Genomic DNA, 14,843 nt, shown 5'->3' on the forward strand with positions numbered 1-14,843 from the left:
CTTGGCGGCGGAAGCGCAGTATTTTGACGGCACGCGTTTTGTCACCAACACTGATGACAATTGTTCGGCCACTTACACGGGATGGACCGCGCCGACATTGGGCAGCTTTTCCGGCAACTTGCAGGCAGGAGAGACCACGCTGACCGAGGGTGGTATGAATGCGGGCATTTTGCCGTTGACCTTGTCCGCACCCGGTGAAGGCAACGATGGTTCGGCGGTCTTGACCATGGTCGCACCGCCGTGGCTCTTTTACGATTTTGATGGTGACGGCAATCCGGAAACGGCTTCTGCATTGATCGTTTTTGGCATCTATGATGGGCGTGAACCTGTGATTTATTGGCGCCAACGATTCGGACGCTAGCCTACACCCAGATAAGATAGCCTAGAAGATGCCTTGCAAATTGCCAAAGGAAGCTGAATATTGGCACGCCTAGAATCGACAGCATTATCAACACCATAAAAAACAAGTTTCCATACTGATGATTAAGGCGGCTGTAGTGGCGATTAAGCGGCGGAGGCAGCAAATATTCTGCAATATAGTGACCGTCTAGGGCGCCGATGGGAAGCAGGTTGAACAGGCCAAGCAGCAAGTTAATCAACGCGATAAAAGTCAGGAATGTTTGAACCCCTTGTGTTTCAAAACCATACCAACCATGCGCAACGCCATAGGCAAGTAAGTTGGCACTGATGATGGCGAGCAGAAAATTCATCATGGGGCCGGCCAGCGCGACCCAGAAACTGGCACTCCGATGACGAAAACGACGCGAATCGACCGGTACCGGTTTGGCGAAGCCAAAACCAATGAGTACCACCAAAAGCAGTCCAAACCAGTCAATGTGCACCAATGGGTTGAGCGACAGCCGTCCCATGCGCGCCGCGGTGTCATCACCAAAGCCATAGGCGGTGATGGCATGGCCAAATTCGTGAAACGTCAAAGAAAACAGTAGGGCGAACAAAATCATGATAAACAGGGTGATGTGTCCCTGAAACAGCAACTCAAGCATTTTTGTCCTCCCTCGCGACAGGTAATGGCCCAAACGACTGACATGTCGGCATAATCTCAATGGAGTTGATGTTGACATGAGGCGGCAGCGTCACCGCCCAGTGGACGGTTTCCGCTATGTCTTCTGCCGTGAGTGGCTCGCAACCGGCGTATACCTGTTTTGCTTTGCTCCGATCCCCCTTGAAACGCACGATGGAAAATTCGGTTTCGGCAAGCCCAGGTTCAATATTGGTGACGCGGACACCTGTGCCATGCAGATCAGCACGGAGATTATTGGAAAACTGTTTGACGAACGCCTTGGTGGCACCGTAGACATTGCCGCCGGGATATGGCCAATTGCCGGCAATGGAGCCGATGTTGATAATATGACCACGCCGCTGGCTCACCAAATGGGGCAAAACCAATCGAGTGAGCCGGACGAGCGCCTTGATATTGGTATCGATCATAGTGTCCCAATCTTTGAGGCTTGCCTTAGGCGCGGGCTCAAGCCCCAATGCCAGCCCGGCATTATTGACCAGCACGTCTATGCCTTCTTCGGTGGATGTGAGCGCCTCGACGACAGTCTGTAGAAAGTCGTGGTCACGAACATCTCCCACAAACATCTGGTATGGTCCCGGCAATTGCCGAGCCACCTCTGCCAGTTTCACTTCGCGTCTCGCCACTAGGGCAACGGGCCACCCAGATGACGACAGTCGTTTTGCGATTGCGGCGCCAAACCCACTGCTTGCTCCCGTGATCAAGGCCCAACCGTGTTGATTCATGGTATGACAGACTCCGCTTGTGATGCTTTTGCTATCTTATCTTGAAAGATTCGCTAGAATGAACGCACCTTATCATCAATTGTTGTTTCGAAAAAGGACGCACAATGGTCTCGGTGAAGGTCGAGATAGAAAGTCAGTTTTTGGCGGACGAATCTGAGCCAGACGAGCAAGAATTCGTATTCGCCTATCACGTTCGTATTGTCAACGACGGAGATGTCGGTGTGCGGGTCATGCGACGTTATTGGTTCATTGAAGATGGGAGTGGACGTGATACCGAAGTGGAAGGCGAGGGTGTCGTGGGGCAAACCCCTTATATTGCTCCTAATGACCATTATCGCTATACCAGTTTTGCCCGTTTAGAAGCGCCAGTTGGGAGGATGTCGGGTCATTACTGGGTGGAAACGGACACAGGCGAAACCGTTAAGATTGAGATTCCGCCATTTACGTTGAAGGCGGATCGCTGGGTGCACTGATGAGCAGCTATGTGATAGGTGATCTACAAGGTTGCTGGCAACCACTGCAGCGATTGCTCGACGCCATTGGCTATCGGCCTCAATCGGATGAGCTTTATTTTGTCGGTGACTTGATCAATCGCGGGCCTGATTCTTTGGCATGTTTAAGGTGGTGTTACGCTGCAGGCGAACAGGTCAAGGTGGTGCTGGGCAATCACGACTTGGCGGCAATGGCCATGTGGTATCAAGGCAAGCCCCCGATGCCAACATTGGAACCGCTCTGGGGTGCCCCCGATGCGCCTCAGTTGTTTGATTGGTTATGTCACCAGCCGCTCTTGCGTGTTATCAACGCGCAGAAAGCCATTATTGTCCACGCTGGCATGCCACCGAACTGGACACTGGCCCAAGCGCAAACGTACGCAGAGGCGGTGCAGGCGCATCTGCAAGCCGATGACGACACGTGTGTGAAATTTTTAAAGCAGATGTGGGGCAATTCGCCAGAATGTTGGCATCAGTGTCAAGCGGAAATCGAGCGTCTTCGTTTTACCGTCAATGCGCTGACACGTATGCGAATGGTAGATGCGGATGGTTGTCTAGATTTTACCTGGAAAGGCCACCCTGATGATGCTTCCAACGCGCTTCAGCCATGGTTCAAATTGCCGTTGGCGATACCGCGTGGTTATCGAATTGTCTTTGGGCATTGGGCCGCGCTCAATGGCGAGACTGGTGTGGCGAATGTGATTGGTGTGGATACAGGGTGTGTTTGGGGCGGTCGATTGACTGCATATCGATTGGATGATGGGGCTTATTTTTCGGTATCGTGTGACTGAGTCGCTTTGTTTCTCTTTCACTTTTTTCTAAACTGGCACAGAACTGCGATCGACAGGAGGCTTTATGAAAAAAATTCTAGGGATTCTGCTGGCCGTGAGCACCCCGCTGTGGGCCGCCAATTTTCCACCCGCGCAATACGATGGAAAAATGAAATGGATACTGGCCGCTGGGCTACAAGGCGGGGGCGATGCGTTGCAATCGGTGGTGGACGTTTCGACGGGAGACACCGTCGAGAAATTACGTGCGGGCGGTTATTTTGCGTTACGTGTTGGCGCTGTCTTGCCGCTAGGTGAGCAAAAAAATTGGTCGCTAGAGACCACAGTCGGTTATCTGTACGACGAGATATCGTCAAATATTAATGTCAACGACAATGCCAAGTTTGAGCGCACTACCGTGGAAGTAATCCCCTTTTACAATTTTGGACGGCATCGCATCGGCATTGGTTTGACCTATCACATCGGTCCCAAGTTCGAACAGACGGCCAGTGTTGGCAATTTGGAAGTTGAGTTTGATGACGCGCTAGGCGGGGTTGTGCAATATGACGTGCGCTACGACAAATGGATTTCGGCTGGCATTCGAGCTGGATTCATTCAATATGATTACACTGGTAGCAGTGTTGATGCCCCATTTTTTGGCATTCATTTGAATTATGAGTTTTAACTTTTGTTAACCAAGGGCGCGCCGATTAGGCGCGCTTACGGACGAGGTTGAGAAAACGCAAATTGAAAGCGTTTTTTTCATCTGCTGGGCGAAAGGTTTCCGTTTCGATTTCCCAATCGTCGGTTGACCATGTGGGAAAATAGGCATCGCCTTCTAATTCGGCCTCGATGAGTGTCAAATACATGCGCTCAGAGATTGGCAGTGCCTGAGCGTAAAGATTGGCACCACCAATTATCATGATTTCTTCTGCCTCACCGGCAAGCTGTATGGCGTCATCAAGGCTATGCACTACACTAGCGCCCGGTGCTGAAAATGTGTGGTCACGTGTTAAGACGATATTATGCCGGCCTGGCAATGGCCGACCGATGGACTCGAACGTCCGCCGCCCCATCACCACCGGCTTGCCTAAAGTGACACGCTTGAAGTGCGCTAGGTCGGCAGGTAGGTGCCACGGCATTTGATTCTCACGCCCGATGACGCGGTTGCGCGTCATCGCGCAGACAAGGGACACAATGCTCATACGGCCACCGGTGCTTTGATGTGTGGATGTGCCTGATAATTGAGGATCTCAAAATCCTCGTATTCGTAATCGAAGAGAGAAGGCGGTCGGCGCTTGATATTCAGCGTCGGTAATGGATAGGGTGCTCGCTGAATTTGTAGGCGCGCCTGCTCCAAGTGATTGTGGTAGAGATGGATGTCGCCACCGGTCCAGATGAATTCACCGACATCCAAATCAGTTTGCTGGGCGACCATATGCGTGAGCAAGGCGTAACTGGCAATGTTAAAAGGCACACCCAGAAAAAGATCACAGCTACGTTGATACAACTGGCAAGACAGTCGGCCGTTGGCCACATAGAACTGGAACAGAAGGTGACAGGGTGGGAGTGCCATTTGTTTAAGCGCACCCACATTCCATGCTGAGACAATCAACCGTCGCGAGTTTGGGTTATGTTTAATTTCCGCAATCACCTGCGAGATTTGGTCTATGGTGCGACCGTCGGCGGTTGGCCAGCTGCGCCACTGCGCCCCATACACTGGACCCAAATCGCCATTTTCGTCAGCCCATTCATCCCAAATGGTCACGCCGTTGTCATTGAGGTAGCGAATGTTGGTGTCGCCACGCAGAAACCATAACAGTTCGTAGATAATGGAGCGTAAATGTAACTTTTTTGTGGTGACCAGCGGAAACCCCTGACGGAGGTCGAAGCGCATCTGATGTCCAAACACGCTACGCGTACCCGTGCCGGTCCGGTCATCTTTGTCAACACCATGTTCAAGCACATGCCGCATAAGATCAAGATAGGCTTTCATTGCGAATCATTCCTCTTAAGATGCTCGGCGAACAGCGTACACTGCGAGCGCCACCCCGGCAATCACCATTGGCAGTGACAACAGTTGTCCCATTGTCAGCCAGGAAATGATGGTGCCAAGATGGGCGTCAGGTTCCCGGAAGAATTCCACCGTAAACCGAAAAATACCATAACCGAGCAAAAACATGGCAGACACCAAGCCGGTCGGTCGAGGTCGGCTGGAAAACCACCACAACACAACAAACAGTACCACTCCCTCTAACAAAAACTCATACAGCTGGGAAGGATGACGAGGCAGTTGCAAGGGATCGCGCGGAAAGACCATGGCCAATGGAAAATCAGCGCTGACTGGCCGCCCCCACAGCTCGCCATTAATAAAATTACCAATCCGTCCTGCGCCAAGTCCAATGGGTACCAGCGGTGCGACAAAATCGCCAACCGTCAGGAAAGAACGGCCAGTACGTTTGGCAAAATACCAAAGGGCACCAATGACGCCCAGAAGACCACCATGAAAACTCATACCGCCTTCCCATATCTTGAACAGATAAAGCGGATTGGCAATGAATAAATCAAGGTGATAAAAGAGGACATAGCCCACACGGCCACCCACAATCACACCGATGAAGCCGTAGTACATCAGATCGCTGACTTCGGCTGGCCGCCATCGACCCTGACTGGCTTTGGCCCGATAAGTGCCAAGCCACAGTGCCGCCACAAAGCCGATCAGGTACATGACACCATACCAATGGATTTTGAGCGGACCAATTTGCACAAGGACAGGATCGATCTGTGGGTAAGTCAGCATATTGATAACTCCGTGAGTTTATTCTAGGCCATGCCAAAACATGTTGGCGGCCACGAGCAACAGAAACAACGCAAAAATCCGGCTTAATATGCGCGCCGGAAGTTTTTGCGCCAAGCGGGCGCCGAGGGGGGCCGTCTGGCTGCTGATGAGCACAATACCAAAAAATGCCGGGAGATAAACAAAGCCAAGGCTGAGCGGTGGCAAATCTTCTCTGCCTATCCCGTTGAGGATAAAGCCGAGTGTCCCTGCAATGGAAAGCGGTAAACCAATGGCAGATGCCGTTCCGACCGCGCGTGCCATGGCGGTATTCCAATAGGTGAGAAAAGGGACAGTAATGGATCCACCACCAATACCGACCAGTGTGGAAAATGACCCGATGATCGCTCCGGCAATGGCTAGCCCAAGTTTTCCCGGTTCCTGTTTGTGTGGCGCCGGTCGCAGTCGAAGAAACATCTGTGCGGCAATGGCCAACGCGAAAATGGCAAAAACCAGTTTTAAACCGTTGGCTGGAATCAGGCGGGCCAGCTGCGCACCAAGTAATCCGCCGACAATGACGCCAGGCGTCATCGCTTTGAACACCCACCATATCACTGAGCCATGGCGACTGTGGGCGCGTACAGAGGCGATTGACGTCACTACGATGGTGGCCAGTGAAGTCGCCACGGCCATATGGGTGACCAAATGTTGGGGGACGCCGGAGATCGGCAATAGATATATCAGGGTCGGCACCACAACCAGTCCGCCACCCACACCCAAGAGCCCTGCCAGCAACCCGACCAATGCGCCAGTGCCGAGATAAAGCAGGATATCAATGAGTGAGAGTGTGAACATAAGTAATTGGAAAGTCGAAGGTGATGTCTACTATACACATTGTGATTGGCGCTCATTGTAGCGCAAAATCGCTTAACAGATCTTCACCGCCGCCAGAAATCAGGGCTTAGCAAGACCAAAATGGTAAATATTTCAAGTCGTCCAAGTAACATGCTCAAATTGGCGACCCATAACCCAAAATCCGATACTGAACGAAAATCGGATGCGACCCTTTCAAGGCCGGGTCCCATATTGTTGATGGTCGCGACCACGGCGGAAAAAGCACTGAGCGGATCCAGTCCATCCGCCATAAGTAACAGCATGAGCGCCACAAACAGGGCAACAAACGTCGCAAAAAAGCCCCAGACGCCTTGAATCACCTTTTCAGGCACCGCACGATTGGCGAGCCGAATGACGAACACTCCGTTTGGATGAATCAGTCGACGAATTTCCCGCCAACCTTGCTTGAACAGCAACATGATGCGAATCACTTTCATGCCACCGCCAGTTGAGCCAGCACAGCCACCAACGAAAGCGCCAAACATCAGGAGCATAGGTAGAAAACTGGGCCATTTCTGAAAGACATCAATAGAGAAGCCCGTGGACGTGCCGACGGAAATCGCATGAAATACTGCCTGATGAAAGTCGTGCCAGAAGTTTTGATAGTATCCATTTTGCCACAACACAAATGCGCAGATGAGGGCGACACTTAAATGAAATGTGAAAAATGTTAAAAATTCTGAGTCACGAAAATAGGGAATTCGCTGCGGAAACTCGCCTCTGGAAAATGCCACCACCGTGGCGAAATGCAGCGAGAAATTTGTTGCCCCAAGCAGCATGAAAAGATTGGCAATCCAATGTATTGCCTTTGAATCAAAATAGCCAAGACTGGCATCGTGCGTGGACATGCCGCCTGTGGATATGGTGGTAAAAGCATGATTGATGGCGTCGAAGCCAGACATGCCAGCGAGCCAGTAGGCTAAGGCGCACAAGGCCGTAAGGCCAAAATAAATGCGCCACAAGGCAGAGGCGGTGCCTGCAATTCTAGGGGTGAGTTTGGCATCTTTGACCGGGCCTGGCGTTTCCGCTTTAAACAGCTGCATGCCCCCGATGCCAAGCATTGGCATCACGGCCACGGCAAGCACAATGATCCCCATGCCGCCGAGCCATTGTAGCTGACTTCTGTAGTACAAAAGCGCATGTGGCAAGTCATCAAGGCCTGTGATCACGGTGGCGCCAGTTGTCGTCAGACCGCTGAAAGTTTCAAATGTTGCCTCGGCAAAACTCATATCCAGCGCGTCTGCCCAGTAAAATGGCAGGGCGCCGACCAGCCCGAGTACAAACCAAAATAGGAAGACGACCAAAAAACCATCTCGGATTTTGAGTTCGAGTGAGTCGTGTCGGAAAGTCCACCAAACGATCACACCGGCCATGGCAGAAACAATAAACGCAGCGGCAAAGGCAATGCCTTCACCGTCTTCGTACCACAGCGCCACCAATAATGGCGGAATCAACGTGGTGCTGAACACCGCGATTAACATGCCAACAATGCGAGCGATGGTTCGCCAGCGCATAACCGCTCCCTACACGAACGTTGCGTCGACTTGGAAGAGGGCTTCCACTTCCTGCACGACAGATTTTTCGACAATAAACAAAATGACGTGATCTCCGCTTTGAATGACGATATTGTCGTGTGCCATCAGCACGGTATCGCCTCGCACAATGGCACCAATCGTGGTGCCTGGTGGTAACGGAACTTCATCAATGCGTTTGCCCACCACTTTGGAGGTGGTTTCGTCGCCATGGACAACCGTCTCAATGGCTTCAGCCGCTTCTTTGCGAAGTGAGTAAACACAGGCAACATCGCCGCGTCGAATATGGGTCAGGAGACTGCCGACCGTGGTCTGGCGTGGCGAAAAAGTGACGTCAATGTCGCCTTCATGAATCAGATCCGAATATTCGGTGTGGTTGATGAGCGCCATGGTCTTTCTGGCACCCAAGCGTTTCGCCAGCATGGCGGAAAGGATGTTGACCGCGTCGTTGTTGGTGACAGCAATAAAGACGTCCATTTGTTCAATGTTTTCAGCACGCAACAGTTCCTGGTCGGTGGCATCGCCGCACAATACCACCGTGTCGCCAAGCATTTCCGCCAGGGCGGCAACACGGTGCACGGAATGCTCGATGAGCTTTACCTGATGTGAGTGCTTGAGCGTCATCGCCAGTCCGGCACCAACATGGCCACCGCCAGCAATCATAATGCTTCGATAGGGGTGTTCCAGACGTTGTAGTTCACGCATCACATTTTGTATGTGATGCGGTGTGGCGAGAAAGAAAACTTCATCTTCGGCTTCGATGACGGTATCGCCTTTGGGTTGGATGGGGTGGCCACGTCGAAAGATAGCCGCCACACGTGTGTCCACGGTCGGCATATGCTGTTTGAGTTCGCTGATGGCATGCCCGACCATCGGACCGCCGTAATAGGCACGGACGGCGACGAGTTGTACCTTGCCATCGGCAAAATCAAGCACCTGTAGGGCGCCTGGATGCTCAATGAGTCGGACAATATAGTCCTTGACCACTTGTTCGGGGCTAATGACGACATCCACCGGGAAGGCATCATAATGAAAAAGAGCCTCTTTGTGACGCAAATAGGCGCGTGACCGAATGCGCGCAATTTTTTTGGGCACATGGAATAGGTGGTGGGCGATTTCGCAAGCGACAATGTTGGTTTCATCAGAATTTGTCACCGCGACAAGCAAATCGGCGGAATCAAGTCCAGCCTGCCGTAACACATCTGGATGTGAAGCGTGTCCAACCACTGTTTGCAAATCTAGGTGTTGACTAAGGCTGTCTAGTGCTTCTGTGTCGGTGTCGATCACGACGACATCGTATTGCTCTTTGGCCAAACTACGGGCGACTGAGCTGCCGACTTGACCTGCGCCGAGAATGACGATTTTCATTGTTGTCACCTACTACGGTGTGTCGGGCATTGTTTGCTTGTGCAAAGCAGCATAATAGAAACCATCCATAAATTGCCAGCCCGGATAGCATTGCCAACCAATTGCAGTTGGCAGTGGCGAAGGGTCCGTCCAAGGCAGCGGTACGGCTCTGGCATCCGGTGTGAGGTCAATAAATTTTTGAATTTGAACCTCATTTTCTTGAGTCGTGACGGCACATGTGGCGTATATCAACCGACCGCCTGGCCGCACCAATGGCCAAAGCGATTGCAACATCGATTTTTGGGTGGCGGCAACAGCGGTGACGTCGCTGAGACGTCTGAGCAACTTAATGTCCGGATGTCGGCGTATCACACCGGTTGCACTGCAGGGGGCGTCAAGCAAAACCACGTCAAAAGGTTGACCATCCCACCAACTGTCAGGATGGCACGCATCGCCTCGAATCAGTGTCGCTTTGGCTCCAATCCGACGGAGATTTTCTTCGACTTTTTTTAGACGAATCGGATCGCTGTCCACCGCATTGACCACAGCCTCCGGACAAATTTCCAGAATATGGGCTGTTTTGCCACCGGGTGCAGCGCAGGCATCCAATATTCGCATTTCGGGTTGTGGGGCCACCGCCAAACCAGCCAATTGAGCGGCGGCATCTTGAACGGAGGCCAGACCTTCGTAAAACCCTGGCAGCCGGTTCACTTCGACAGGGTCGCGTAACACCAAGGCATCCGGTGCAACGGGGTGCGGCTGGGCGGCAATGCCAGCATCGGCGAGCACACGACAGTAGTGTTCACGCGTCGTTTTTTGCCGATTGACACGCACGGTCATCGGCGCCTGACTATTGGAGCCACTCGCCAGGAGCTGGATGTGTTTAGGCCAACTGCGCTTCCATAGTGTCCACAGCCATTGTGGGAGATCGAGCATAGCCCAAGGAGTTTTGCGAAGCCATGCCTGAATGGTGTGTGGCTCTCTTTGTACGCGCCGGAGTACGGCATTCAGCAGCGAGCACGCCCACGGCTTGTCAAGTTGGCGGGCGGCATTGACCGTTTCCGAGATGGCAGCATGGGGCGGAACGCGGCTTTCGAGCAGTTGATAGAGCCCCACCGCCAACAGCGCACGTACGAGCGTTTCTGAGCGTTTGAGGCGTTTGTCGCACGCCTCGTCAATAATCACTCGCCAGCGTGGATAATGGCGCAGCGCACCGTGTGTTAAGGCTTTGGTGAGACTGCGTTCTTTGTTAGGCATGGCCGCGAGTTCATCTGCATATTCATCGAATAACTGCGACAATGAGCGCCCCTTGGCGACCACATTGTCGACAAGGATGGCGGCCAATGCACGAGCACTGTGGGTCATGGCCAACGCGCTCCGGTGTGCCATTGCTGGCCGTGGCCACTCAGCCATTCGTGTGCCTGCATCACTCGCTTCCCAGCAGGTTGCAATTTTTGGATGCGCAAAATGCCTTCGCCCGTGGCAACGTCGATTCCGCTTGATGTGAGCTTCAGCAAGGTCCCCGGGGCTTCACGGCAGGGTTCGTCAATCGCATCAGCCGCCCAAATCCGCAGCGGGTTAGACAGGGCTACGAAGCTGACCGGCCATGGGTTAAATGCGCGCACTTCACGTGCTATCTGAATGGCGGACTTGTGCCAGTCGATCCGGGCCTCGGATTTTTGCAGTTTTGGCGCATAGGTGGCGCCCTCCTGTGGCTGGGGTGTGGGTTGGCACTGGCCGGCAAGAATGGATGGCAGTGTCTCGTTGAGGCATTGTGCACCAAGCATTGCGAGTCGATCGTGCAGGGTTTGCCCAGTATCTGAGGGAAGGATGGCGATCTCTCGCGTTGCATAGAGCGGACCGGTATCCAGGCCTTTATCCATTTTCATCAAAGAAATGCCGGTCACCTCATCGCCCGCCAAAATCGCGCGTTGAATGGGGGCTGCACCTCGCCAGCGTGGCAGCAATGAAGCATGCACATTCAGGCAGCCGTGCTTGGGCAGGTTGAGCACTGTTTCCGGCAACAACAGCCCGTAGGCGACCACGATGAGAATATCAAGTCGAGCCGCAGCCAGTGTCGCAACGATATCGGGCGATTGGAGCGATGGCGGTTGAAGGACGGGAATGCCTTGCGTCTGTACAATTTGCTTGACGGGCGGGGCGGTGAGGTTCTTTCCGCGTCCAGCGCGACGATCAGGCTGTGTGAGCACAAGCTCAACAGGCCAGCCTTGCTCGAGCAGGGCTTGCAAGTGGACGGCAGCAAACTCCGGTGTTCCGGCAAAGCCAATACGCATGATGGCCCCCTAGGATGAAGACATTAGGCTTTGTGGCGACGCTGTCGCTTCTCAAGCATTCTGCGAATGCGCTGACGCTTGAGCGGGCTTAAATAATCAACGAATAACTTGCCGTTCAAGTGGTCGAGCTCGTGCTGGATACAAACCGCCAACAAGCCGTCCGCGTCAAGGGTAAATGGTTCGCCACGGCGGTTGAGTGCCTTGACGGTCACTTCATTGGCGCGCCTGACGAGCGCATGAATGCCTGGGAATGACAGGCATCCTTCTTCCATTTCTTCGACACCGCGTTTTTCGGTGATTTCCGGGTTAATCAAAACTAACGGCTGGCTGTGGTCGTCGCTGACATCGACCACGACCAGTTGTTTGGGAAAGTTTACCTGAGTGGCTGCCAAACCAATGCCGGGTGCCTCGTACATTGTCTCAAACATATCGTCGATTTGCCGCTGTAGGGCGTCGTCAATTTCCGTAATTGGTTCGGCCTTGATGCGTAATCTTGGGTCCGGGTATTCAAGAATTTTCAATTTTGCCATAAAGTTTGTGACACAAGTTCTAGTCAATCCTGCGAAATTGCTGCTAAGATGCTGTTAGTACAACAAGTGATTAGCTCAAGGGCTGTCTGCAGCGAATGGTGAGATCATACACCAAATTAGCCTGCGCTGCCCATGGCTATCTGTGAAAAAAGGGACGGATGTATGAAAGTCTGGGCCAAAACAATAGCGGTTGCGTGGATGCTTGCTACTGTCTGTGCGATGGCAGTGGAGTTAAGAGCAGATCACCCAAATGTTTATGTTGTCAAAAAAGGCGATACCTTGTGGGATATTTCGGCAAAATTTTTGAAAAAGCCGTGGTTATGGCCGGAGATTTGGCAGGCCAACCCGCAAGTATCCAACCCTCATTTGATTTATCCAGGCGATGTGTTGGCGCTGGTGTATATCGATGGCAAGCCACGACTGATTCGCAAGTCCCGAGTGGTGAAGCTATCGCCGAAAGCCCGTGTTGTCGGTCGTGGCGACGCGATTGCGCCGCTTCCGCTGGAAACGATTCGACCATTTCTCGTTGGCGCGCGTGTGGTTGACAAGGAAACGCTTGAAAAAGCGCCTTATATGGTGTCTTCCGATGGCGATCACTTGATGGCTGGCAATGATGTTCGGATTTATGCGCGTGGCTTCTCGACTGATCAGTTGGTAGAACGAACGAATTTTTCAATCTTTAGACCGGGTGGCGAATATCGTGATCCTGATACAGGAGAAATCTTGGGTTATGAAGCGATTCATGTTGGCACTGCCCAATTAAAACGGATCGGCGACCCAGCCACGCTGGACATCACCGAAGCCACTCGAGAAGCGCTGAACGGTGACCGATTATTGCCTGTGGATGAAAGCCATTTGCAACCGGAGTTTTTTCCTCGAGCACCAGACAAGCTCATCACCGGTAAGATTATCTCTGTCTACGATGGCGTGACCCAGATTGGCCAGTACCATGTGGTCATCATTAATCGCGGTCAGCGTGAAGGGGTGATGCCGGGTCATGTATTTACCATATGGACACAGGGTGCCAAAGTTCGCGACAAAGTGGCGATTGAGCGCCGCCGTCAGGAAGAGGGTTACAACGTATTCAAGGAGATTGGTGAGCAAATTACGGGTGGAGACGAAAGAGACTGGGTCAAATTGCCTGATGAACAAGCGGGCCAACTGATGGTCTTCCGTGTTTTTGACAAAGTGTCTTTGGCACTTGTGATGGAGGCGACCCGACCGATTCATGTCTATGATGTGATCAAGACGCCGGAATAATTATCGCCGAGCGACAATTTTACGGAACGTCAGGAAATGAGCGCTTATGGACGAGCAAGATTATTGGTATTGTGCACTTTATCTTCCCTCATCGGCACGTCGCTGGCTGGCTTCAAAGCTGGCCAGTGATACGCGATTACTCTCCGACATATGGCGGGACGCCTTGCGCAACACAAGTGTGCCGCCCAGCGTGCGTCAGGCCCTCGCGCGCGCCCATTCGCCCGCATTAGCCGCCGCGCAACGCGAGTTTGCGTCGGAACGATGGCGATTGCTCACCATTCGAGATCAAGGCTATCCTGACGCGTGGCGGCTGTTGGGCGATGCGCCGTTGTCTGTGTGGGTGTGTGGCCACAAGCCATTGCTGGCAAGGGCTGGCGTCGCTGTGGTTGGTACTCGACGGCCAACATTGACGGGCCGCCGTTTAGCCAGCGACTGGTCAGCCGATTTTGCACAAAACGGATTGGCAGTGGTCAGTGGCTTGGCGCTTGGCATTGATGCCGCGGCACATGCTGGGGCATTGTCAGTATCGGGGGCGACTGTCGCCATTATGGGCACAGGACCGGATCGCGTATATCCATCGGCAAATCAGGCTTTGGCGGCGAAAATTGCTGACCACGGGCTGCTGGTGTCTGAATTTCCAGTTGGGCGCAGTGTCGCTAAGCATAACTTCCCGCAGAGGAATCGATTGATTGCCGCCTTGGCCGTGGCAACCGTCGTCGTTGAAGCGGCTGAGCGCAGTGGGTCGCTCATCACCGCCCATTTGGCGGCAGAGTATGGCCGGGAGGTATTTGCGATTCCTGGTGCGGTGAATAACCCGATGGCGGCCGGATGCCACAAATTGATTCGAGAAGGGGCGCATATTGCGACGTCACCCGACGATATCTATAGCGTATTGGCTGTGCACGTTGAGATGCGTTCTAAAACGCTAGAAAGCGCGCAGCCTATGCCTTCTGATTCGTTGGCGGCGGAACTGTGTACGTTATTGGCGGGTGGCTGGTGCTCTGTTGATGACCTGTGCGAAGCACTGTCGATTGAAACAGAGGTGGCAGCGCGTACCCTTTTGCGATTAGAATTGGAGGGGTATGTTGTGGCTGAGGCAGGCGGTTATCGCCTGCATCCAGATATGAGGACGATGGCCGAGTGAGAGACAGTGTGATGGAGGTGCTCATGTATTTGTTTGAGCACCGC

General features: G+C 53.0%; 17 protein-coding genes. 6 read left to right on the top strand and 11 right to left on the bottom strand.

The window, feature by feature from the left end:
* Positions 1-361 (top strand): hypothetical protein (locus tag D6694_13575; protein RMH36737.1); only part of this gene is annotated, 361 nt, incomplete at its 5' end.
* Between the two features lies 1 nt (position 362).
* On the opposite strand, the gene D6694_13580 is transcribed toward D6694_13575, so the two are convergent.
* Both D6694_13580 and D6694_13585 read right to left on the bottom strand, forming a co-directional pair.
* Positions 363-1,082, bottom strand: a complete 720-nt coding sequence (locus D6694_13580; protein RMH36738.1) for a site-2 protease family protein — start codon at positions 1,080-1,082, stop codon at positions 363-365.
* The gene (locus tag D6694_13585; GenBank protein ID RMH36739.1) at positions 997-1,764 is read right to left on the bottom strand and encodes an SDR family NAD(P)-dependent oxidoreductase; all 768 of its coding nucleotides are present in this window, start codon (positions 1,762-1,764) and stop codon (positions 997-999) included. Before D6694_13585 ends, D6694_13580 begins: the two co-directional genes overlap by 86 nt.
* Before the next feature lie 104 nt (positions 1,765-1,868).
* Between D6694_13585 and apaG the strand changes: the two genes are divergently transcribed.
* The 3 genes from apaG (at position 1,869) to D6694_13600 (ending at position 3,707) form a co-directional block, all read left to right on the top strand.
* Positions 1,869-2,237, top strand: coding sequence for a Co2+/Mg2+ efflux protein ApaG (apaG, locus tag D6694_13590; protein RMH36740.1), 369 nt, complete (start codon positions 1,869-1,871; stop codon positions 2,235-2,237).
* A complete protein-coding gene (locus tag D6694_13595) occupies positions 2,237-3,046 on the top strand; it encodes a symmetrical bis(5'-nucleosyl)-tetraphosphatase (GenBank protein RMH36741.1) in 810 nt (269 codons plus the stop codon). Before apaG ends, D6694_13595 begins: the two co-directional genes overlap by 1 nt.
* Before the next feature lie 64 nt (positions 3,047-3,110).
* Positions 3,111-3,707 carry a hypothetical protein gene (locus D6694_13600; GenBank protein RMH36742.1) on the top strand — a complete coding sequence of 199 codons (597 nt, stop codon included), beginning with the start codon at positions 3,111-3,113 and terminating at the stop codon, positions 3,705-3,707.
* Positions 3,708-3,732: 25 nt separating this feature from the next.
* Here the strand turns inward: D6694_13600 and D6694_13605 are convergent, their stop codons facing one another.
* The 9 genes from D6694_13605 to def all read right to left on the bottom strand — a co-directional run bounded on the left by D6694_13605 (position 3,733) and on the right by def (position 12,395).
* Positions 3,733-4,227 (bottom strand): type 3 dihydrofolate reductase, encoded by a 495-nt coding sequence (locus D6694_13605; GenBank protein RMH36743.1) that lies wholly within the window; start codon positions 4,225-4,227, stop codon positions 3,733-3,735.
* Positions 4,224-5,018 carry a thymidylate synthase gene (locus D6694_13610; GenBank protein ID RMH36744.1) on the bottom strand — a complete coding sequence of 265 codons (795 nt, stop codon included), beginning with the start codon at positions 5,016-5,018 and terminating at the stop codon, positions 4,224-4,226. Before D6694_13610 ends, D6694_13605 begins: the two co-directional genes overlap by 4 nt.
* A gap of 15 nt (positions 5,019-5,033) precedes the next feature.
* Positions 5,034-5,822, bottom strand: coding sequence for a prolipoprotein diacylglyceryl transferase (locus tag D6694_13615; protein RMH36745.1), 789 nt, complete (start codon positions 5,820-5,822; stop codon positions 5,034-5,036).
* Positions 5,823-5,840: 18 nt separating this feature from the next.
* Positions 5,841-6,653 carry a sulfite exporter TauE/SafE family protein gene (locus D6694_13620; GenBank protein ID RMH36746.1) on the bottom strand — a complete coding sequence of 271 codons (813 nt, stop codon included), beginning with the start codon at positions 6,651-6,653 and terminating at the stop codon, positions 5,841-5,843.
* 83 nt (positions 6,654-6,736) lie between these two features.
* The gene (locus D6694_13625; GenBank protein RMH36747.1) at positions 6,737-8,206 is read right to left on the bottom strand and encodes a potassium transporter; all 1,470 of its coding nucleotides are present in this window, start codon (positions 8,204-8,206) and stop codon (positions 6,737-6,739) included.
* 9 nt (positions 8,207-8,215) lie between these two features.
* A complete protein-coding gene (trkA, locus tag D6694_13630; protein RMH36748.1) occupies positions 8,216-9,592 on the bottom strand; it encodes a Trk system potassium transporter TrkA in 1,377 nt (458 codons plus the stop codon).
* Between the two features lie 12 nt (positions 9,593-9,604).
* The gene (gene rsmB, locus D6694_13635; protein ID RMH36749.1) at positions 9,605-10,984 is read right to left on the bottom strand and encodes a 16S rRNA (cytosine(967)-C(5))-methyltransferase RsmB; all 1,380 of its coding nucleotides are present in this window, start codon (positions 10,982-10,984) and stop codon (positions 9,605-9,607) included.
* Positions 10,933-11,865, bottom strand: a complete 933-nt coding sequence (locus D6694_13640) for a methionyl-tRNA formyltransferase (protein RMH36750.1) — start codon at positions 11,863-11,865, stop codon at positions 10,933-10,935. The genes rsmB and D6694_13640 overlap by 52 nt, the downstream gene beginning before the upstream one ends.
* Positions 11,866-11,888: 23 nt before the next feature.
* Positions 11,889-12,395 (bottom strand): peptide deformylase, encoded by a 507-nt coding sequence (gene def / locus D6694_13645; GenBank protein ID RMH36751.1) that lies wholly within the window; start codon positions 12,393-12,395, stop codon positions 11,889-11,891.
* A 162-nt stretch (positions 12,396-12,557) separates the two neighbouring features.
* Between def and D6694_13650 the strand changes: the two genes are divergently transcribed.
* Together D6694_13650 and dprA are read left to right on the top strand one after the other, a co-directional pair.
* Positions 12,558-13,655: a LysM domain-containing protein gene (locus D6694_13650; GenBank protein RMH36752.1), complete on the top strand. Its 1,098-nt coding sequence runs from the start codon at positions 12,558-12,560 to the stop codon at positions 13,653-13,655.
* Between the two features lie 46 nt (positions 13,656-13,701).
* Positions 13,702-14,799 carry a DNA-protecting protein DprA gene (gene dprA / locus D6694_13655; GenBank protein RMH36753.1) on the top strand — a complete coding sequence of 366 codons (1,098 nt, stop codon included), beginning with the start codon at positions 13,702-13,704 and terminating at the stop codon, positions 14,797-14,799.
* Positions 14,800-14,843: the final 44 nt, after the last annotated feature.

This window comes from Gammaproteobacteria bacterium, from assembly GCA_003696665.1.
Taxonomy (GTDB): domain Bacteria; phylum Pseudomonadota; class Gammaproteobacteria; order Enterobacterales.